Source organism: Micromonospora sp. NPDC048835, from assembly GCF_040649995.1.
Taxonomy (GTDB): Bacteria; Actinomycetota; Actinomycetes; order Mycobacteriales; family Micromonosporaceae; genus Micromonospora.
Window position 1 is genome coordinate 13,730 of sequence record NZ_JBEZGM010000022.1, and the last position, 20,884, is coordinate 34,613.

Here is a 20,884-nt window from a genome sequence, read left to right on the forward strand (position 1 = left end):
GTCGGCGGGACGGCCGGTGGTCGCCGCTGAACGGTGGATCCCAGAGGGCAGATTCGGGTGCCGCGACTACCGTGGACCCATGTCGATTGTGGATTCCCTGGCGACCGTCATGGCTGACTGGGGCGTCGACTGGGGATCGGTCCCGGACTGGTTCGGCGGCCTCGGGACCGTCGGCACACTCCTCTTCGGCGTGCTCAGCCTGCGCCGCGAGTTGCAGGCCCGGCGGCGCGAGGACCGGGCCGCGCAGGCCCGACAGGCGCGGCTGGTCTCCAGCACCACCCGCACCGAGGGCAAGGGCGTCCTGCGGGTGCGGGTCGCCAACGACAGCGACGGGCCGGTCTTCGACCTGGCCCCCACACCGGTGGTGCACACCGGCGACCCGGGCCCCGGCGGCCGTCACGTGCCGGTGGCCACCGTGACCGGTCCCGTCGACCGGCTCGACGGCGGGGCCGCCGCGGAGCTGTTCATCACCGTCGACCGCAGCGTCGACCTCAGCGGGTACGCGTCGGCGACGGTGCGGCTGTGCTTCACCGACCAGCAGGGCAACCGGTGGCAGCGGGAGGGGACCGGCCCACCACAGCCCGACCTCGGTGACGAGGTGGTGCCGGCCCGCCGTTCCTGGCTGCGCCGGCGTCGGTCACGCTCCCGCTGAGCCGACCCGCCGAACCGCGGGCAGGTCGTCGAGGGATCAGCCGGCGGTGTCGGCGACGGCCTGGGCGAAGACCTCGGAACGGTGCTCGAAGTTGCGGAACCGGCCGTAGCTGGGCGCGGCCGGGGACAGCAGCACCACCCCGCCGGCCGGGGTCACCTCGCGGGACAGCCGGACCGCGTCCACCAGGTCGTCGACAAGTTCGGTACGCACCTTCGGCAGCCCGGCCAGCACCTCGACGATCCGGGTGCCGCTGTCCGGAATCCCGATCACCGTCAGCTCCCGCTCGGCCAGGTGCTCGGCAAGCGGCGTGTAGTCCAGACCCCGGTCGTTGCCCCCGACAATCACCGTCAACGGCCGCCCGTCGTACGCGTCGATGGCGTGCATGGCCGCGTACGGGCTGGTGGCCAGGGTGTCGTCGACGAAGGTCAGCCCGGACGGGTCGGTGATCTCGGTGAGCCGGTGGGCCAGCCCCTGGAACTCGGCGACCGCGACGGCGAGGTGGTCCCTGTTGCCCACCACGTCGACGCCGAGCGCGTCGAGCACGGCGAGCGCCACGCAGAGGTTCCCCTCGTTGTGCCGGCCGACGAGCGGCAGCACGGCACGCGGGAAGAGCGGCTGGGCACCGAGGTGGAACCACGGCGTGCCGTCGGCCCCGGTGGCGACATGGGTGGTGTCGGGGCTACCGGCCCGGACCGCCGGCAGCTCCCCCAGCTCCGCGGCGAGCCGCGGGTCGCCGCCGTTGACCACGATCGTCTGCGGGTCGTGGGCGAGCAGGTTGAGCTTGTCCCGGTAGTACTCCCGTTCCCCGCCGTGCGCGTCCAGGTGCTCGGGGAACAGCGCGGTGACCACCGCCACCCGGGGCGAGTCGGTGAGGTCGCTGCACTGGTAGCTGGACAGCTCCAGCACGTACAGCTCCGCGTCCGGCAGATCCAGGGTCGGCACCCCGATGTTGCCGCCGAAGACGTTCGGCCGGCCCAGCGCGGTGAGCAGGTGACTGATCAGGCTGGAGGTGGTGCTCTTGCCCTTGCTTCCGGTGACCCCGACGGTGCGCGCGGCGTGGTCGGCCATCCACAGCGCGGTGCCCTGGGTCACCATGACGCCACGGCGGCGCAGCTCGACAAGCCACGGGTGGGTCTGCGGCACACCCGGGGACCGGACCACCACGTCCGCGGCGGCAAGCCGTTCGAAGCCCGCCTCACCGGTGACCAGCGGCGCCGCCTCGGCCAGCGGGCCGTCCCACGGCAACGACAGGAAGTTCGCGCTGTCGTCGACGGCGACCAGCTCGGCCGGGCCGTGCGCGGCGATGGCGGTCACAGCGGCCCGGCCCTCCCGACCGGTGCCCCAGACGGCGACGGTACGTCCGCGCAGGTCAGACAGGCGCACGGGGCTCTCCTCTGGGGTCACGGCGGCGGCAGGACGGGCCCGGTCCGGACACGGCCGGACGAACCAGGGCCTAGTATGGCGTGTGCCCAACGAGCAGCTCCGGCGGATGGACGCCTTCACCTTCCCGTCCTACTCGATCGACTTCGCCACCGGCGAGGTGTTGTTCGACTACGCCCTGACCGGCCCGGCCGGCGAGCAGCGGTTCACCGAAGTGATCACGCTTCCGCTGCCGGCGGAGCCACCCTCGGACGAGACCGTGGCGACCCTAAACCGGGTGCTGGAGGTGCTGCACCTAGTCGCCGGGGTCAGCTACTACAAGGCCGCCGCGCCGCCCCGGCTCGTGCTGCCGGCGCCGCTGGGCGCGGCCACCGTCGACTACGTCACGGCCGTCTACACCAAGGGCCTCGCGGAGTACGCGTACCGCAACCAACTGCCGCACGTGCTCACGCTGCGCCCGGAGGTGCCGGCCGGCTCCCCGTCGACCCCCCGGGTGTACGACGACTCGGACCGCCGCCCGCTCTCGGCGGTCGGTGGCGGCAAGGACTCCATCGTCAGCCTGGAGGCGCTGCGCCGCGCCGAGTTGGACCCGGTGCCGTTCTCGGTCAACCCGAACCACGTGATCGTCGCCGTCAACGAGGCCTCCGGGCTGGTCCCCCTCGCCGCCCGACGGCGCATCGATCCGGTGCTGTTCGACCTGAACGCGGCCGGCGCGCTGAACGGGCACATCCCGGTCACCGCCATCAACTCCCTCATCGCGGTGGCCACCGCCGTCCTGCACGGGCTGGGCCCGGTGGTGATGTCCAACGAGCGTTCGGCGTCCGACCCGAACCTGGTCTGGGACGGTCACGAGATCAACCACCAGTGGTCCAAGGGCGTCGAGGCGGAGGGGCTGCTGCGGGCGTCGCTGGCCGAGCACGCCGGTCTGACCGACCCGTACTTCTCCCTGCTCCGGTCCCTGTCCGAGCTGCACATCGCCCGACTGTTCGCCGAGTTCACCCGGTACGACGCCGTGGTGACCAGCTGCAACCAGGCGTTCAAGCTGCGCGACGCGAGTGAGCGCTGGTGCCGGGACTGCCCGAAGTGCCGGTTCGTCTTCCTGGCGATGGCGCCGTTCATGCCCCGGGAGCGGGTGGTGGGCATCTTCGGCGGTGACCTGCTCGCCGACGAGTCGCAGATCCCCGGCTACCGCGAGCTGCTGGGCGTGGACGGGCACAAGCCGTTCGAGTGCGTGGGCGAGGTCGAGGAGTCGGTGGTGGCCCTCGGCCTGCTCGCCGAGCAGGACCAGTGGCGCGACGCCCCGGTGGTCCAGGCCCTGGTCGACGCCGTCCCGGAGACAGCCTGGTCCACGGTCGCCCACTCGGACGTCTTCACCCCCGGCGGCCCCAACCACATCCCCCCCACCTACCACAAGGCCCTGCACCTTCTCATGTGACACGGCACGGCCCGACGCCTCGGAACCCGGGGGTCGACGCGGCGCTCGCGTTGCCCACGGGGACCAGCACGTATTCGCGGCGTCCGGCGGTGACGTGTGTGTCGCTGGTCCTTTGGAGCTGATGCCGTAGACGAATCAGCCTGGCCGGCCACGTCGAAGCCAGGCGGCACGCCGAAGCCAGGCGGCACGCCGAAGCGTGAGGCGGGGGTTACGGAGCTCGGACTGCTTCCAGGGCCAGTAGGGCCACGTGCAGGGACAGGGTGGCCTCTACCGAGTCGAGGTCCACGTTGAGGACGCGGGCGATGCGGGCCAGACGTTCGTAGAACGCCGGCCGGGACAGGTGGGCGGCGGCGGCACCGGCGGACTTGTTGCGCCCCTGCTCCAGGTACGCGCGCAGGGTGTCGAGCAGCCGGTCCCGGGGGTGCCGGGCGTCGTACTCCAGCAGCGCCCCGAGTTCGCGCTCCACGAACGTCTGCAGGCGGGGCTCGTCGCGCAGCAGGTGCAGCAGCCCGGCCAGCCCGACGTGCGGCAACCGGAAGATCGGCAGGTCACGCCGGTCCCGACGGGCCGCCTCGGCGATCTGCCGTGCCTCGACGAGCGACCTGCGGGCCTCCCGCAGACTCCCCACACCCGATCCGGCGGCGACGATCACGGCAGCCGGGTCGACACCCCGGGCCGGGTCGACACCGACGGTGGACGCGCGGCCGGTGCCGGCGTCGAGGCGTACCCGACGAAGGGCGCTGGCGAACGCGGACAGCGCGCGGTCCTCGGCGGCCGGGTCCGGTAGGGCCAGCAGCGCGCCCACCGAGTTGTCGTCGACGGCGCTTGTCAGCGCGGTGAGCTTCGCCTCCCGCAGGGCCTGGCCGACCGCTTCGGAGAGGTCCCGCAGCCGGGCCTGGCCGGCCTCGGGGCCGGCCTCTCCGGCGGCGTCGTCGGCGCGGTGCCGGACCATCACGCCGACCAGGTGGCGACGGTCGAGCATCACGCCGAGCGCCTTGGCGCGCAGCCCCACCTCGTCCACCGGGCGGGAGTGGTCGAGCAGCGCGGTGAGCAGGGTGCGGTGGATCTGCCGTTCCAGGCCCTCGGCGTCGCGGCGGATCAGCCGACCCAGCGCGAGGGTGGACGCGGCCCGCTCGATCAGGATGGTGAGCCGGGTCGGCGTGCCGGCGGTCGGTTCGACGGCCTGGGCGCTCGGCACGTCCCCGCTGGCCGGCCAGCGCAGCAGTAGTCGCCCCCAGTCCTGCCCCCGGGCGCCGACGGTGGTCACCAGCCAGCCGCTGTCCGCGTCGTACGCGGTCCGCCCGGCCGGGCGGATCCGCCGGGAGTGCTGCTCCCAACCGTCCAGGAGCAGCTCGGCGCTCTCGCCCGCCGGGTCGTACCCGAGCACCTGCCGGGACAGGTTCTCCAGCACCACCGGGCATCCGGAGAGTTCGGCGGCCTGGCGGATCACCTCGGCGGCGTCGGCGCCCTCCACGGACAGGTCGTTGAACCGCTGGTGGATCTCCTCGGTGGCGCGCAGCTCGGTGAGCTGCGCGTCGACGATCAGCGCGTGCACCGCCTCGGTGATCCGGACGAACGGGGTGGCCCGGCGCAGCTCCACCAGGGGCAGCCCCCGCCGCTCGGCGGCGGCGGCCATCACCCGGGGCACCCCGCTGACGTAGCGGCGGCCCAGCTCGACGACGAGACCGGAGACTCCGACGTCGGCGAGGTCACCGATGAAGGCGCGCAGCCCGGCGTCGTCCCCGGGCAGGCCGATGCCGGTGGTGAGGACCAGTTCGCCGCCGCCGAGCAGGGTGGCGATGTCCGGCACTTCCGCGACGTGCACCCAACGGACGGGCCGGTCCAACCCTTCGTCGCCGGCGACCACGCGCGGCGCGCCGTGACGGACCGGGCCCAGGGCGAGGACCTCACGGACGGTAGGGAACACGGCCGCCACGCTACCCTGCGTCACCGCCGATCTCGACGCGCCACCTGCGGCCGGGGTCAGTCGACGCCGAACTCCATCGCGGCGCGGTCGAGCGCCGCGTCCTCCGCCGAGGCGACGCCCCGGGAGGCGATGGCTTCCGCGCCACCCTCGGGCATCGCGCCGATCAGCCCGGTCGAGGCGGCCTGCGCGGCACCGATCATCCGCTGCGGGGTCCCGCCGCCGACCAGGCCGAGGGAGGCGTACTGCTCAAGCTTGGACCGGGAGTCGGCGATGTCCAGGTTGCGCATGGTGAGCTGGCCGATCCGGTCCGACGGGCCGAACGCCGAGTCCTCGGTGCGCTCCATCGACAGCTTGTCGGGGTGGTAGCTGAACGACGGGCCGGTGGTGTCCAGGATCGAGTAGTCCTCGCCCCGGCGCAGCCGCAGCGTGACCTCGCCGGTGACCGCCGTGCCGACCCACCGCTGCAGCGACTCACGCAGCATCAGCGCCTGCGGGTCCAGCCAGCGGCCCTCGTACATCAGCCGGCCGAGGCGGCGGCCCTCGTTGTGGTAGTTCGCGAGGGTGTCCTCGTTGTGGATCGCGTTGACGAGCCGTTCGTACGCGGCGTGCAGCAGCGCCATCCCGGGCGCCTCGTAGATGCCGCGGCTCTTGGCCTCGATGATCCGGTTCTCGATCTGGTCCGACATGCCCAGGCCGTGCCGACCGCCGATGGCGTTGGCCTCCAGCACCAGGTCGACGGCGCTGCCGAACTCCTTGCCGTTGATCGTGACCGGGCGGCCCTGGTCGAAGCCGACGGTGACGTCCTCGGTCGGGATCTCCACGGACGGGTCCCAGAACCGCACGCCCATGATCGGGTTGACCGTCTCGATGCCGGTGTCGAGGTGCTCCAGGGTCTTCGCCTCGTGCGTGGCGCCCCAGATGTTGGCGTCGGTGGAGTACGCCTTCTCGGTGCTGTCCCGGTAGGGCAGGCCGCGTTCCAGCAGCCACTCGGACATCTCCTTACGCCCACCCAGTTCGGTGACGAAGGCGGTGTCGAGCCACGGCTTGTAGATGCGCAGCATCGGGTTGGCCAGCAGGCCGTAGCGGTAGAACCGCTCGATGTCGTTGCCCTTGAAGGTCGAGCCGTCGCCCCAGATCTGCACGTCGTCGGCGACCATCGCCCGCACCAACAGGGTGCCGGTCACGGCGCGGCCCAGCGGGGTGGTGTTGAAGTACGCCCGCCCGCCGGTGCGGATGTGGAAGGCGCCGCAGGTCAGCGCGGCCAGACCCTCCTCGACCAGGGCGGCGCGGCAGTCGACCAGGCGGCCCAGCTCGGCGCCGTAACTGAGCGCGCGGCCGGGCACCGAGGCGATGTCGGGCTCGTCGTACTGGCCGATGTCGGCGGTGTAGGCGCAGGGAATCGCGCCCTTGTCGCGCATCCACGCGACCGCGACAGAGGTGTCGAGGCCGCCGGAGAAGGCGATGCCGACGCGTTCGCCGGTGGGCAGGGAGGTGAGAACCTTGGACACGGGGAAAATTATGCAATAGAACGCATGGCCATGCAAGCCGAAGTGGTCTACCCGCCGTCGAACGGCGTGTCGTCGCGGCTCAACTCCCAGAAGGCGACCGCCGCCGCGGCGGCGACGTTCAACGAGTCGACGCCACGCCGCATCGGCAGGACCACCCGCACGTCACTCGCCGCCTGGGCCGCCGCGGTGAGACCGGGCCCCTCCGCGCCGAGCAGCAACGCCGCCCGCTCGCGCTGCGCCGGGGTCAACCGCTGCATCGGTACGGCGTCCGGCGCGGGCGTCATCGCGAGCACCGTGAAGCCGGCCTCCCGCACCTGGTCCAGGCCGTCGGGCCAGCGGTCGAGCTTCGCGTACGGCAGCGCGAAGACCTCACCCATGCTGACCCGGACGCTGCGCCGGTACAGCGGGTCGGCGCACGTCGGCGAGAGCAGCACCGCGTCGACGCCGAGCGCGGCGGCCCCCCGGAAGATCGCCCCCAGGTTGGTGTGGTTGTTCACGTCCTCCAGGACGACGATCCGGCGCGCGGTGGCGAGCACCTCGGCCGCCGTCGGCAGGGGCCGGCGGTGGAACGACGCCAGCACTCCCCGGTGTACGTGGAAGCCGGTGGCCCGTTGCAGCACGTCAGGCGTCGCGGCGTAGACCGGCGCGTCGCCGGTGTCCAGGTCGGCGAGCTGGTCCACCCGTTTGGCGTCGACGAGGTACGACCGGGCCGGATAGCCCGCGCGCAGCGCCCGGCGCAGCACCAGCTCCCCCTCGGCGATGAACAGGCCGTGCGGCGGCTCCCAGCGGGTGCGCAGCTCGACGTCGGTGAGCGCCCGGTAGTCGGCGATCCGGTCGTCGTCGGGGTCGGTGATCTCGTGGACGGGCACCCGACGATTCTGCCGGACGCGGAGCAGCCCGCTTCGACGCCCGCCCGACGGGGTGTTTTGTCCGAAGAAGAAGGGGAATGACCCGCCCAGCGCGGGACTCGACGGGAAGGACCAGCCAGGTGAGCGCAGACCAGACGGCGCCCGACGAATCGGGCGCGCTGCCCCGACGTCCGACCGTCGCGGACCACATCGTGTCGCGACTGTTCAGCTGGGGCGTACGCCGTTACTTCGGCTATCCCGGCGACGGCATCAACGGCCTCACCTCGGCGCTGCAACGCACCAACGAGCGGGCCCAGTTCGTCCAGGTCCGCCACGAGGAGACCGCAGGCTTCGCCGCGTCCGCGCACGTCAAGTACGGCGGCGGCCCGCTGGGCTGCGCGCTCGTCACCAGCGGGCCGGGCGCCATCCACCTGCTCAACGGCCTGTACGACGCGAAACTCGACCACCAACCGGTGATCGCCCTGGTCGGGCACACCGCGACCACCGCCGAGGGCGGCGGCTACTACCAGGAGGTCGACCTGCTCGCCCTCTACAAGGACGTGGCCGCGGCGTTCCTCGCCCAGCTCGACCACCCGGCACAGGTACGCCACCTGGTCGACCGGGCGTGCCGGACGGCGCTGGCCCGGCGTACCGTCACCGCCCTGATCCTGCCCCTGGACATCCAGGACGAGCCGGCCGTCCCGAACCCGCCGCACGCGCACGGCTACTACCAGACCAGCAACGCGCCGAGCAGCACGCCGACGGTGCCACCGGAGGCGGACGTACGCCGAGCGGCCGAGGTGCTGCGCGGCGGGCAGCGAGTGGCCATGCTCGTCGGCCAGGGTGCCCTCGGCGCGCGCGACGAGGTCCGCGAGATCGCCGATCGACTCGGGGCCGGCGTGGCCACCGCGCTGCTCGGTTTCACCGCCGTCGACCACCGGGAGCCGTGGGTGACCGGAGCGATCGGGTTGCTCGGCACCCGACCGAGCTGGCAGCTCATGAACGGCTGCGACCGGCTGCTGATCGTGGGCAGCAACATGCCGTACTCGGAGTTCTACCCGCCACCCGGGCAGGCCCGCGCGGTGCAGATCGACCTGGACGGCACCCAGCTCGGGCTGCGGTACCCGACCGAGGTGAACCTGACCGGCGACGCCCGCCCCACGCTGCGGGCGTTGCTGAACGAGCTGGGCCCCGGCCCCGGCCCGACCGCCTGGCGGGCCGAGGTCACCGAGGCCACCTCCGCCTGGCGCCGGGTGCAACACGACCTGGCCGAGCAGACCGCCGACCCGGTCAACCCGCAGTTGCTCTTCCACACCCTCAACGAGCGGCTCCCCGACGACGTGCTGCTCGCCGTCGACTGCGGCACCACCACCGCCTGGTACGCCCGGCACATCCAGGTACGCCCCGGCATGCTGGCCAGCCTCTCCGGCACGCTGCTGTCCATGGGCGGCGCCATGCCGTACGCGCTCAGCGCCAAGTTCGCCCACCCGGACCGCCCGCTCGTCGCGCTGATCGGCGACGGTGCCATGCAGATGAACGGCGTCAACGAGCTGATCACCGTGGCAAAGTACTGGCGCAGCTGGGCCGACCCGCGCTTCGTGGTGCTGGTGCTCAACAACCGGGACCTGGCGTTCGTCAGCTGGGAACAGCGCTCCACCGAGGGGACGCCGATGTTCCCGGACAGCCAGCAACTGCCGGACATCGCCTACCATCAGTGGGCCGAGGTGCTCGGGCTGCACGGCGAGCTGGTCGACTCACCCGAGCAGGTGCGGGACGTCTGGGACCGCGCGCTCACCGCCGACCGCCCGGTGGTGATCAACGCCCTGGTCGACCCGGCCGAGCTGATGCTGCCACCACACTTCACCGTCGAACAGGCCCGCAAGACCGCCGCGGCGGTGCTGCGCGGCGACACCGACTGGGCCGGAATCATCCGCCGCGGCCTCCCGGCCACCCTGGCCAGCTACCGCCCCCGCCGCCGCCAGCCCTGACCCCCACCCCAGGCCGTCGATCATGGAGTTGTGGTGGTAGACAAAAGACCCGATGCTCAACATAACGGGCACCACAAGTCCATGATCGACGAAGCGAGTGCACCTAGCCTCGGCGGTTCAGCCAGCGTTCCAGGGGGGACAGGGGGTCGTCGTTCTGGTTCGGCGGGCTCTGCGGGGGCTTGGGGCGCTCGACCGGGCGGTGCGGCTCGCCGGCCAACTCCTTGCTGGGCGCCGCGAACGCCTTCTCCGGCTGGCCCTTCACCGCGCTGGCGATGACCCGGGCGACCGCGTCGATCACCTTGCTCTGCACCGCCGACCCCACCGAGTCGGCCGGGTCGTCCGGGTTGGCGGCGATGCCGGCCACCGCGACCTGCGGGGTGAAGCCGACGAACGTCTCGGTGGAGTTCTGCTCCGAGCTACCCGTCTTACCGGCCACCGGTCGACCGTCGAGGATCTCGTTCACACCGGTGGCGGTGCCGCCGTTGCACTGCCCGAACGCGGACTGCTGGCCCACCGGGCAGCGCGCCGCGTCGGTCGCGGCACGGGCGACGTCGGCGTCGAGCACCCGCTTGCAGGAGGGCTGCCCGACCGGCACCTTCTTGCCGTCCGCGCCGGTCACCGAGACCACCGGCACCGGCGTGCAGTAGGTGCCTTCGGCGGCCACCGTGGCGTACGCGTTGGCCAGGTCCAGCGGGGTGGTGGCCGCCACCCCGAGGGTGAACGAGCCCCAGTTCGCGGCGTTGTTCTTGGCGAAGGCGGCGTCCGAGTCGGCACGGAACGTGATGCCGAGCCGCTGCGCCATCTCGACCACCTTGTCCTGGCCGACCTGCTCGGCCAACCAGACGAAGTAGGTGTTCACCGAACGACCGAAGCCGTCCCACATCATCCGGTACCCGTCCATCCACTCCGGGTTGGCGTTCGCCGGGCACCAGCGACCGTCGCAGCTTCCCGGCCCCTCGGCGGCGTACCGGGTGGGCAGCTTGGCGGGCGCGTCGAAACCGGTGGAGAGGGTACGGCCCGACTCCAGCGCGGCGAGCATGGTGAACAGCTTGAACGTCGAACCCGCCTGGTACCCGTCGACGCTGGCTCCCCCGGAGATCAACGGGTTCACGGTGTTGGGGTGATTCGCCTGCCCGCCCGGGTTGTCGGCCAGGCTGTAGTGCCGGTTGACCGCCATCGCCAACACCCGCCCGGTGCCCGGCTGGACCGCCGCGATCGGCAGGGCGCGCTTGTTGTCGTACCCGTAGACCTTGGTGGCCTGCTGCTGCGCGGTGGCCTGGATCTTCGGGTCCAGCGAGGTGACCACGGTGTAGCCGCCCGAGCGCAGCGCCTGCTCCCGCTCCGCGACGGTGGCCCCGAAGGCCGGCTGGGTCAGCCACCACTGGCGCAGGTAGTCGCAGAAGAAGCCCCAGTCGTCGTGGCCCTGGGAGACGGCGGTGCAGCCGTTGGGCTGGGCGGTGGGGTGCAGGGTCAGCGGCTCGGCCTTGGCCTGGGCCGCCTGGGCGGCGGTGATCGCGTTGGTGGCGACCATCGAGTCCAGCACGTACGACCGGCGGGTCACCGCTTCGTCCTTGTCGCCACTGATCGGGCTGTACGCGTCCGGGGACTGCACCAGACCGGCCAGCAGCGCCGACTCACCGAGGGTCAACTGCGCCGGAGGCTTGCCGAAGTACCGCTGGCTGGCCGCCGCGATCCCGTACGCGCCGGAGCCGAAGTAGGCGATGTTCAGATACCGGTCGAGGATCTCGTCCTTGCCGAGGCTCTTGTCCAGCGCACTCGCGTACCGGATCTCCTGGATCTTGCGGCCGACGGTCGGGTCGGTCGCCGCGGCCCGCTCCTCGGCGGTGCGGGTGGGGTCGGTCTTGAGCACGTTACGCACGTACTGCATGGTCAGCGTCGAGCCGCCCTGCTCGGTGCCGCCGCCCTTGACGTTTGCCACCAGCGCCCGGGCGAGGCCGCGCAGGTCCGCGCCGCCGTGGTCGTAGAAGCGCCGGTCCTCGGCCGCCACGATCGCCTGCCGCATCACCGGGGCGATCTCCGACAACGGAACATCCGTGCGATTCACGTCGTAGAACGTGGTGATCAGCGTCTTGCCGTCGCTGGCGTAGAGGTACGAGCGCTGCGGCGTGGCCGGGGTCTTCAGCGAGGCCGGCAACGCGGCGTACGACCCGAGCGCGGAGCGGGCGGTGAGCCCGAGCATCAGGTTGCCCGGCAGTGCGGCGACTGCCAGGACAAGCCCGGCCAACACGCCGGCGAGCAGCACGGTGAACAGCCGCGACAGCGGCGAGCGGGGGGCGGCCATGCAACCCAGGATTGCCACAAATAACGCCAACCGACCACCCCCACCCCCCAATTGTCAGCAACTTCACGGCCACCCCCCACCTCCCCCCCACCCCCAACCCCCACCCCCACCCCCACCCCCACCTCCCTGCTCGGTGATCAAGAGGTTTGCGTCAAGAATCAGCCTTTGACTGACGCAAACCTCTTGATCACCAGGGGCGGGTGGCGGGGGGTGGGGTGGGTGGGTGGGTGGGGTGGGTGGGGTGGGGGGTGGGGTTAGGGGTTTGGGGTGCTCAGGCTGGCGGCGGCGGCATCCCTGGCGGTTTCGCGGGGCATCAGGCGGCCGGAGCGGTAGCCGATGCCGATGCCGGCGATCAGCACGAAGATCGCACCGAACGTCTGCAACGAGCCGATCAGGGCACCACCCAGGCCGAGCAGCGGAGCCGCGATGATCAGCATGACGCCGTCGCCGAGACTGAAGGTGCCCGAGCGGGCCACCGCCCACCCGGTGAGGAACCAGCCCACGCTGTAGAACGTGGCGCCGAGCAGGACCAGCGACCGCGCGGTGGTGCCGAAGACCGGCGTCTGCTCCTCGAACCCGGCGAACGGCAGCATCAGCACGGTGCCGGCGATGCTGACCAGCAGCCCGGCGGCGGCCACCCGGCGGCTGCGGGTCGCGGCCAGCAGGCCGGTGAGGGCCAGCAGCGCGAGCAGGCCGAGCCAGACCGCGGCCACCCACCCGATCAGGTACACCGCGCGGCCGTCGGCCGGATAGGGGTCGTTGCCCACCCCTCCGTCGCTGGCCATCGCCACCGCGCCGTAGAGGATGGCGTACGCGGGCAGCAGCCAGACCGCCGCCCGCGCGAACCGGCGTACCGACCAGGCCCAACTGGCGTTCGTGGCGGGGGCGCCCGGAGTCGGTTCGCCGACGAAGGGCAGTACGCCGAACCCGCCACCGCTGCGCCGGGAGCCCAGCGGGGCGACCGGGTCGTGCGCGCCGGGCACCGGGGCCGAGGACCACATCCGATTCGCCGGATCCTTCATGCGTCACCTCGCTCGTCGTCGAGCGGTGCGGAACGCGCCGGGGCGCCCCGATTGCCTGGTCACCACCCGTCCTAGGACCGATCGTGGCAGGCGTCGGAGCGCCCCATGAGTCTTTCTCGCATTAACGGCGTACCGGGTCAGCCCCGCTCACGCTGATCCGCCGGGTCCTCGACCAGGCTGGCCGGCGACACCGGCTCCGGCGCGGGCAGCCCCTGCGGCTTGTTGCCGCCGGTGGCCTGCGCCTCGGCGACGCGTACCTCGTCGTGGATCTGCTGGGCGGCGTCCGCCGCCGCCTGCGCCGCCTCCGCGGCCTCGCGCTCGACCTGGCTCGCGTGGTCCGCGGCCTCCGGCGCGGGCAGGTCCCCCACCATCTGGCTCAACCCGCCGAGCGCGCCACCCATCCCCTCCAGGGCCTTGGTCAGCTCGGCCGGGACGATCCAGACCTTGTTGGCGCTGCCCTGGGCGATCTGCGGCAGGGCCTGCAGGTACTGGTAGGCGAGCACCTTCTGGCTCGGGTTGGCCTGGTGGATCGCGTCGAAGACCGTCCGGATCGCCTTCGCCTGACCCTCGGCCTGCAGGATGCGGGCCTGCCGGTCGCCGTCGGCCCGCAGCACCGCCGACTGCTTCTCACCCTCGGCGGTGAGGATCTGCGACTGCTTGTGGCCCTCGGCGGTCAGGATCGCCGCGCGGCGGTCCCGTTCGGCGCGCATCTGCTTCTCCATCGAGTCGCGGATGCTGGCCGGCGGCTCGATCGCCTTGATCTCGACCCGGGTCACCTTGATGCCCCAGCGGCCGGTGGTCTCGTCCAGCACACCGGAGAGGTGCCGGTTGATCTCGTCCCGGCTGGTCAGCGCCCGCTCCAGGTCCAACGAGCCGATCACGTTACGCAACGTGGTGACGGTCAACTGCTCGATGGCCTGGAGGAAGCTGGAGATCTCGTAGGTCGCGCGGACCGAGTCGACCACCTTGAAGTAGAGAACCGTGTCGATCGAGACCACCAGGTTGTCCGAGGTGATCACCGGCTGCGGCGGGAAGCTGACCACCTGCTCCCGCATGTCGACCTTGGTACGGACCGCGTCGATGAACGGCACCAGCAGGTTGAGGCCGGGGCTGAGGGTGCGCTTGTACTTGCCGAGCCGTTCCACCACGTCCTGGCGCTGCTGCGGCACGATCCGTACCGCCTTGGCCAGCGTTATCACGGCGATCAGCGCCACCGCGATCACCACCACCCCGAGAAACGTCATCCCGTTCACCCTCTCGATTCCGGCAGCTCGCCGGCGGAAGAAACATCGTCCTGCCACACCAGGGCGGTCGCGCCCCGGACCTTTATCACCCGAACCCGTTGACCGGGGTCGTACACCTGTGTCGTGTCGTACGACCGGGCGCTCCACAACTCACCGTCGATCTTGACGAGACCCTGCTCGGCGTCCACCCGTTCCAGCACCAGCGCCGTGGAGCCCTCGATCGCCTCCACACCGAACGGCTGCTCGCCGCTCTCCAGCGCGGAGCGGCTGTGCCGCCGGATGACCGGTCGGACCACCACCAGGCTCAACGCCGACACCACCGCGAAGACCAACGCCTGCACGGCGACCGGCGCGCCCAGGGCGGCCGCACCGGCGGCAGCGAACGCACCGGCCCCGAACATGATCAGAAACAGCGTCGTCGTGAAAATCTCCGCGACGGCCAGCAGCACACCCACAACGATCCACACCACGGCGTCCACACCACGATCGTGACACGCAAATGCACGCGCGACCTCCCCGCGAAGATCAGTAGGCTCGGCGAAACCCTTCCCGGCCCGCCAAACCACCACGAATCGACGGCCCGACCCGAGGAGATCCCGTTGACCCTGTTACCCGAGACCGTCCGACAGATCGACACCCGGGTCGCCCAGGCACAGGCCGACGGTCACGCCCCGTCGCTGGTGCTGGGTGTCGTCCGCGACGGCGCGCTGGTGCACGTGGCCACCGCCGGTGAACACCCCCGCCCGGACGTCGACCTGCAGTACCGGCTGGGCTCGATCAGCAAGACGATGACCGCCACCCTGATCCTGCAACTGCGCGACGCCGGGCGGCTGACCCTCGACGACCCGCTCGAGCGGCACCTGCCGGGCACCGGCGTGGGCGCGCTCACCCTGCGCCAACTGCTCGCCCACGCCAGCGGCATCCAACGCGAACCCGAGGGCGACTGGTGGGAACGAGCGGCCGGCGTCGACCTGACCACCCTGCTCGCCGACGTCGACGCCGACAAGATCGCTTACCCGCCGCACCGCACGTACCACTACTCCAACCTGGCGTACGGGCTGCTCGGCGGGCTACTCGAACAACTCACCGGGACACCCTGGGCCGACCTCCTCGGCGAACGGGTCCTCACCCCGCTGGGACTGCGCCGCACCACCTACGCGGCCACCGAGCCGTACGCCCGCGGTTACGTCGTCCACCCGTGGTACGACACGTTGCGCGAGGAACCCCGCACCGACACCGGCGCCATGGCCCCCGCCGGGCAGCTCTGGTCGACGATCGAGGACCTGGGCCGCTGGGCCGCGTTCCTGGCCAACCCCGACCCGTCCGTGCTGGCCCCCGAGACCCTGACCGAAATGTGCTCACCCGTCGTCATCAGCGACCACGAGGCCTGGACCCACGGGCACGGTCTCGGGCTGGAACTCTTCCGCACCGGCAACCGGGTGTACGTCGGACACGGCGGCTCGATGCCCGGCTACGGCGCCTCGCTGGCCGTGCACCGACCCAGCCGCACCGCAGTGGTCGGCCTGGTCAACGCGTACACCCTGCGGGGGGTGCACCTCGGCGTCCTCGGGCGGCAACTGCTCACCCTGGTGCTCGACGCCGAACCCACGCCGGTCACCCCCTGGCGGCCGGCGGCCGCCCCGCCGTCCGCCGAACTCGCCGAACTGACCGGCCGCTGGTGGTGGATGGGCACGACAATCGAGGTGTACGCGGACCCCGACGGCAACCTGCTCGCCGGCCCGGTCGGCGCACCGAACCTGCGGTTCGTCCCCGAGGGACCGGACCGCTGGCGAGGTCGGGCCGGCGGGCAGGACGGCGAAATCCTCACAGTCCGCCGCGACGAGCAGGGCGCGGCGGTCGCACTGGACATCGCCACCTTCGTCTACAGCCGCACCCCCGACCAGGAGCCCTGACCGCCACCCGCCCCACCGCGGCCCGCCCCGCGACGCGACGCGACGCCTCGCCTCGCGGGGCCCCGCCTCGCCTCGCGGGGCCCTGTCCGACCCCATCCCACCCCGCGACGCCCGCAAGATCCGCGCAACATCAGGGATGTTGCTGCCTCGCACCGCCCCGAGGCAGCAACATCAGGGAAACTGCGCGGATCCTGGGGGCTGCGCGGCGGCGGCGCGGGCGGGCGCCGGCGCGGGCGGCGGCGGGCGGCGGCGGCCGGCGGGCGCGGCGGGCGGGGCGGGCGGGGCAGCAGAGGGTCAGGCTGGCTCGGTGACGAAGTCGATGAGACGTTCCATGGCGTTGATCAGTGGGGTCTCCACGTCGGCGAAGCTGTTCACCCGGGACAGGATGTGCCGCCACATGTCGGCCGGCTCGGCCACTCCGAGGGCCGCGCAGACCCCCTCCTTCCAGGGACGCCCCGGCGGCACCACCGGCCACGCCGCGATACCCAGCGCGGTCGGCTTGACCGCCTGCCACACATCCACGTAGGGATGGCCCGTCACCAGCACGTACGGCGACGTCACCCGGGCCACGATGCGGCTCTCCTTGCTTCCCGGCACCAGGTGGTCGACGAGGACGCCGAGTCGCCGGGTCGGGGCGGGGCCGAAGTCGCGTACGTCGGCGTCGAGGTCATCGATGCCGTCCAACGGTTCCACGACGACGCCCTCGATGCGCAGGTCGTCGCCCCAGATCCGCTCGACAAGCGCGGCGTCGTGGATGCCCTCCACCCAGATCCGGCTCGCCTTGGCGACCTGGGCCCGGACGTTGTCCACCGCCACCGAGCCGGATGCCGTCCGTCGACGGGCCGCCGGCACCGGCGCGCGGGTCGGACGGCGCAGTGTGACCGGGCGACCGTCGAGCAGGAAAGCTGCTGGCAGCAAAGGGAAGTTGCGCCGTTTGCCGTGCCGGTCCTCCAACACCACCGCGCCAGCTTCGAAGCCGACCACCGCGCCGCAGAACCCCGAGTCGGCGTCCTCCACCACGAGGTCCGGTTCGGCGTCCACCTCGGGGGTGACCTTCCGCCGCCGCCAGTCCCCCGCCAACACGTCCTCGCCGTATCGCCCCGCCATGTCGATCACGCTAACCCCGGCCCGCGCCCACCACGCCCCGACACACCGCCCCACAACCCTCGCCGACCCCATCCACCACACCGATCAGCGAGTTGGGGTGCCGCACACCAAACCCGTGATCGGGGGTCCCCACCCCGACTTCATGATCGGCGTGAGCGCCGCGCGAGGGCGAGAGGTGGTGGCTGCGGAAGACGGCGCAGGCTCGGACGAAGGCAGGGGCAGAGGCGAGGCGAAGGCACGGCCGAGGCGAAGGCACGGGCGAGGCGAAGGCACGGGCAAGGCGAAGGCACGGGCAAGGCGAAGGCACGGGCAAGGCGAAGGCACGGGCAAGGCCAAAGCACCGGCAAGGCCAAGGCGAGGGCGAGGCCAAGGCGAGGGGTGTAGTGGCGGGTGGACGCAGGCCAGGCGAGACGGGGCGAACTGGGCAGTTGGGGGCAGGGCGGGCGGCCGGAGCGGCAGTCGAGACACGGCCGGTGGTGACCACGTACCCTTTCGGCATGTCCACCCCCGCAACGGGCGCGGCCACACTCGCGCCGCGCCGGTCGAGCCGGTTCGTTGCCTGGGTGCGCGCGTGGCGTGCCGGGTTGGTGCCGTACGACGAAGTCGCCGACGCCATCGCCGGCGACGAGGAGCACCTCGTCGCGGACGCCCCGGGCACCTGGACCGACGTTCCGCTGGGCGCCGCGCTGCCCACCCTGGCCAAGCTCTCCCCGGACGAGATCCGCCTGGTGCTGCCCGCGCCCGGCGACCCTCGGGGCTTGCCCGGCCCCGGCGACTTCGCCGGTGCGGCGCTTGTCGCGGGCGAGGCGGTGGTGGCCGGCGGGCTCGGGTTGATCCCGGAGGTGCGCTCGCACACCTCCGGCTCGGGAGACTGTTTCGAGACGGTGCTGTGGCGGGTGTACCCGCTGCCCGCCAACGCCCCCGCCGCGTCGCTCTCGTTGCCCGGCGCCGCTGAGGCGGAGGCCGAACTGGCCGCCGCGCTCGCCGAGACGACCGCCGCGTTGACCCGCCTCGACGTGGCCCAGTGGCGGCCCGAGCTGGCCGGCGCACTGGCCGCGCTGCGCCGCCCCGACGGCGCCACCGACCTGCCGCCGGGCTTCGACCCGCGGGCCCGAAGGCTCTTCGCCCGAGCTGCGGTGCTCGACCGGGTGCTCGCGCTGGCCGGGCACGCCGCCCCGGGTGGTGCGATCAACAACTACGAGGCCCAGCAGCGCGACGCCGCGCTTCGTCCGCTCACCGCGGCGTGCCGGCAGGCGCTGGTGGCCGCCTGCAACGCCCCACTGCGCCCCTGACCGGTCACCCCACCCCCATTCGGCCGCGCGCCGATGGGCCAGCTCCGCAGGGTGCGCCGCGCCGGCCGCGCGCCGATGGCCAGTCGAGCAACGCGCCACGTGCGCCACGCCGGCCGCGCGCCGGTCCGGCCGCGCGCCCGGTGCGCCCGGCCCTGCGCGCCACACCGCCGCATCGGGTACGCCGCCGCCGCCCGGGTCCGACGCGAACGCCGGTCGTCACGCCCGACCAAGCCCTGGGCGCAGCAAGGGTCCACATTGCCCGACCGCCGGGGTCCCGCTGCGCACCCGCCCAGCATGATCGCGCTCGATCATGGATGTAGTGGCCTCCGCCAGCCTGCCAGCGCAACCAACCTGCGACGCGCTCAGATCTCGTCGAGCAGGTCCGCGACCGAGTTGATGATCCGCGACGGGCGGTACGGGTAGCGTTCCGCTTCGGTACGGCTGCTGATGCCGGTGAGCACCAGGATGGTCTCCAGCCCCGCCTCCAGGCCGCACAGGATGTCGGTGTCCATCCGGTCACCGATCATCGCGGTGCTCTCCGAGTGCGCGTTGATGGTGTTCAGCGCCGATCGCATCATCATCGGGTTGGGCTTGCCGACGAAGTACGGCTCGACCCCGGTCGCCTTGGAGATCATGGCGGCGACCGAGCCGGCGGCGGGTAGCGCGCCTTCCACGGACGGGCCGGTCACGTCGGGGTTGGTGCAGATGAACCGGGCGCCGTCGTTGATCAGCCGGACGGCCTTGGTGATCGCCTCGAAGCTGTAGGTGCGGGTTTCGCCGAGCACCACGTAGTCGGGGGCGAAGTCGGTAAGTACGTAGCCGACGGCGTGCAGGGCGGTGGTCAGTCCTGCCTCACCGATGACGTACGCGGTGCCGCCCGGCCGTTGGTCGGCGAGGAACTGGCCGGTGGCGAGGGCGGAGGACCAGATCGACTCCTCCGGCACGTCCAGCCCCATCCGGCTGAGTCGGGCCGTCAGGTCCCGCGGGGTGTAGATCGAGTTGTTGGTCAGCACCAGGAACGGTTTGCCGGAGGCGCGCATCCGGTTGATGAACTCGGGCGCGCCGGGCACCGGCTGGCCCTCGTGCACGAGCACGCCGTCCATGTCGGTCAGCCAGCTCTGCACGGGCTTACGGTCATGCATCGGTTCCCCCAGCAGGCATCGGGCGACGGGTCGGCACGCAACAGACGGTGGGACAGCTGTCCCACATGGGCAGCTCGCCCAGGCGGCGGCGCAGCTGCGCGCCGTCCGGGTCGGTCCGCTCGGTGACCAGCTCACGCACCATGCTCACGAAGCGCGGGTCGGTGCCCGGCGTGCCGGCCCGGACGAAGTCCAGGCCGAGCTGCTTGGCCGTCTCCAGCGCTTCGGTGTCCAGGTCCCACACGACCTCGAGGTGGTCGGAGACGAACCCGATCGGGCTGACCACCACTGCCGTGGTGCCGCTCTGCGCGAGGGCGGCCAGGTGGTCGTTGATGTCCGGTTCCAGCCACGGCACCTGCGGGGGGCCGGAGCGGCTCTGCCAGACCAGGTCGTACCCCAGGTCGGGTGCGGCGGCCGCGGCGACCAGCCGGGCGGTCTCGTGCAGCTGCGCCTCGTACCGGCCGCCGTGCGGGCCGGCGTTCGCGGCCATCGAGCTGGGGATGGAGTGGGCGGTGAAGACCAGCCTGGTGGTGTCCCGCAACGCCTCGTCGAGCTGGCCCAGGGCCGCCCGGACCGCATCGACGTGCGGCTCGACGAAGCCGGGGTGGTCCCAGAACTGCCGCAGCTTCTCGATCACCGGGGCGTCCGGGCCGACGGCGGCCCGGGCGGCGGCGATGTCCTCCTGGTACTGCCGGCAGGACGAGTAGCCGCCGTACGCGCTGGTGACGAAGGCCAGCGCCCGGGTGACCCCGTCGTCGCGCATCTGCGTCACGGTGTCGGCGAGCATCGGGTCCCAGTTGCGGTTGCCCCAGTAGACGGGCAGGTCGATGCCGTGCGCGGCGAAGTCGGCGCGGACCGCCGCCAACAGGTCCCGGCACTGCTGGTTGATCGGGGACACCCCACCGAAGTGCTGGTAGTGCTCGGCGACCTCGGCCAGCCGCTCAGGGGGCACACCCCGGCCCCGGGTCACGTTCTGCAGGAACGGCATCACGTCCTCGGGCCGCTCCGGGCCACCGAAGGACACCAGCACCACCGCGTCGTACGACATGGGGTCATTCTTGCCCCTCGGCCGGGACGTCCCGGCGACGCCCCCTGGTCCGGACGTGTGGGTCACGCGGACGGTGGCC

16 protein-coding genes are annotated in these 20,884 nt (G+C 72.2%); 5 read left to right on the forward strand and 11 right to left on the reverse strand.

Annotated elements, in window-relative coordinates; translation table 11 throughout:
• Positions 1-79 precede the first annotated feature (79 nt).
• A complete protein-coding gene (locus AB0C15_RS23950) occupies positions 80-652 on the forward strand; it encodes a hypothetical protein (RefSeq protein WP_357355351.1) in 573 nt (190 codons plus the stop codon).
• A gap of 36 nt (positions 653-688) precedes the next feature.
• Here AB0C15_RS23950 and murD read toward each other — a convergent pair whose 3' ends face one another.
• A complete protein-coding gene (gene murD / locus AB0C15_RS23955) occupies positions 689-2,035 on the reverse strand; it encodes a UDP-N-acetylmuramoyl-L-alanine--D-glutamate ligase (RefSeq protein WP_357355353.1) in 1,347 nt (448 codons plus the stop codon).
• Between the two features lie 82 nt (positions 2,036-2,117).
• Here murD and AB0C15_RS23960 point away from each other — a divergent pair, with 82 nt between their 5' ends.
• Positions 2,118-3,467 carry a hypothetical protein gene (locus tag AB0C15_RS23960; protein ID WP_357355355.1) on the forward strand — a complete coding sequence of 450 codons (1,350 nt, stop codon included), beginning with the start codon at positions 2,118-2,120 and terminating at the stop codon, positions 3,465-3,467.
• 208 nt (positions 3,468-3,675) lie between these two features.
• Here AB0C15_RS23960 and AB0C15_RS23965 read toward each other — a convergent pair whose 3' ends face one another.
• Genes AB0C15_RS23965 through AB0C15_RS23975 form a run of 3 tightly spaced genes read right to left on the reverse strand, consistent with a single transcriptional unit; the run spans position 3,676 to position 7,798 of the window.
• Entirely contained in the window at positions 3,676-5,403 is a 1,728-nt protein-coding gene (locus AB0C15_RS23965) for a PucR family transcriptional regulator (RefSeq protein WP_357355479.1), read from the reverse strand.
• A gap of 47 nt (positions 5,404-5,450) precedes the next feature.
• Positions 5,451-6,902: an argininosuccinate synthase gene (argG, locus tag AB0C15_RS23970; RefSeq protein ID WP_357355357.1), complete on the reverse strand. Its 1,452-nt coding sequence runs from the start codon at positions 6,900-6,902 to the stop codon at positions 5,451-5,453.
• A gap of 47 nt (positions 6,903-6,949) precedes the next feature.
• Positions 6,950-7,798 carry an RNA methyltransferase gene (locus AB0C15_RS23975; RefSeq protein WP_357355481.1) on the reverse strand — a complete coding sequence of 283 codons (849 nt, stop codon included), beginning with the start codon at positions 7,796-7,798 and terminating at the stop codon, positions 6,950-6,952.
• 92 nt (positions 7,799-7,890) lie between these two features.
• Between AB0C15_RS23975 and AB0C15_RS23980 the strand changes: the two genes are divergently transcribed.
• The gene (locus tag AB0C15_RS23980; RefSeq protein ID WP_357355359.1) at positions 7,891-9,738 is read left to right on the forward strand and encodes a thiamine pyrophosphate-requiring protein; all 1,848 of its coding nucleotides are present in this window, start codon (positions 7,891-7,893) and stop codon (positions 9,736-9,738) included.
• Positions 9,739-9,841: 103 nt separating this feature from the next.
• Here the strand turns inward: AB0C15_RS23980 and AB0C15_RS23985 are convergent, their stop codons facing one another.
• From AB0C15_RS23985 to AB0C15_RS24000, 4 genes are all read right to left on the reverse strand, one after another.
• Positions 9,842-12,040, reverse strand: a complete 2,199-nt coding sequence (locus AB0C15_RS23985; RefSeq protein ID WP_357355361.1) for a transglycosylase domain-containing protein — start codon at positions 12,038-12,040, stop codon at positions 9,842-9,844.
• Positions 12,041-12,294: 254 nt separating this feature from the next.
• Complete coding sequence (locus AB0C15_RS23990; protein WP_357355363.1) at positions 12,295-13,062, reverse strand: hypothetical protein; 768 nt, start codon at positions 13,060-13,062, stop codon at positions 12,295-12,297.
• 137 nt (positions 13,063-13,199) lie between these two features.
• Positions 13,200-14,306, reverse strand: a complete 1,107-nt coding sequence (locus AB0C15_RS23995; RefSeq protein ID WP_357355365.1) for an SPFH domain-containing protein — start codon at positions 14,304-14,306, stop codon at positions 13,200-13,202.
• A gap of 5 nt (positions 14,307-14,311) precedes the next feature.
• Positions 14,312-14,785, reverse strand: a complete 474-nt coding sequence (locus tag AB0C15_RS24000) for an NfeD family protein (RefSeq protein WP_354944500.1) — start codon at positions 14,783-14,785, stop codon at positions 14,312-14,314.
• 120 nt (positions 14,786-14,905) lie between these two features.
• On the opposite strand from AB0C15_RS24000, the gene AB0C15_RS24005 reads away from it, so the two are divergent.
• Entirely contained in the window at positions 14,906-16,219 is a 1,314-nt protein-coding gene (locus AB0C15_RS24005; RefSeq protein WP_357355367.1) for a serine hydrolase domain-containing protein, read from the forward strand.
• 294 nt (positions 16,220-16,513) lie between these two features.
• Here AB0C15_RS24005 and AB0C15_RS24010 read toward each other — a convergent pair whose 3' ends face one another.
• Positions 16,514-17,326 (reverse strand): DUF3097 domain-containing protein, encoded by an 813-nt coding sequence (locus AB0C15_RS24010; protein ID WP_269683269.1) that lies wholly within the window; start codon positions 17,324-17,326, stop codon positions 16,514-16,516.
• 497 nt (positions 17,327-17,823) lie between these two features.
• Here AB0C15_RS24010 and AB0C15_RS24015 point away from each other — a divergent pair, with 497 nt between their 5' ends.
• Positions 17,824-18,618, forward strand: coding sequence for a hypothetical protein (locus AB0C15_RS24015; RefSeq protein ID WP_088991540.1), 795 nt, complete (start codon positions 17,824-17,826; stop codon positions 18,616-18,618).
• A gap of 362 nt (positions 18,619-18,980) precedes the next feature.
• Here the strand turns inward: AB0C15_RS24015 and AB0C15_RS24020 are convergent, their stop codons facing one another.
• Together AB0C15_RS24020 and AB0C15_RS24025 are read right to left on the reverse strand one after the other, a co-directional pair.
• The gene (locus AB0C15_RS24020; protein WP_091403868.1) at positions 18,981-19,760 is read right to left on the reverse strand and encodes an HAD-IIA family hydrolase; all 780 of its coding nucleotides are present in this window, start codon (positions 19,758-19,760) and stop codon (positions 18,981-18,983) included.
• Positions 19,753-20,805 (reverse strand): ferrochelatase, encoded by a 1,053-nt coding sequence (locus AB0C15_RS24025; RefSeq protein ID WP_357355370.1) that lies wholly within the window; start codon positions 20,803-20,805, stop codon positions 19,753-19,755. Before AB0C15_RS24025 ends, AB0C15_RS24020 begins: the two co-directional genes overlap by 8 nt.
• Between the last annotated feature and the right edge of the window lie 79 nt (positions 20,806-20,884).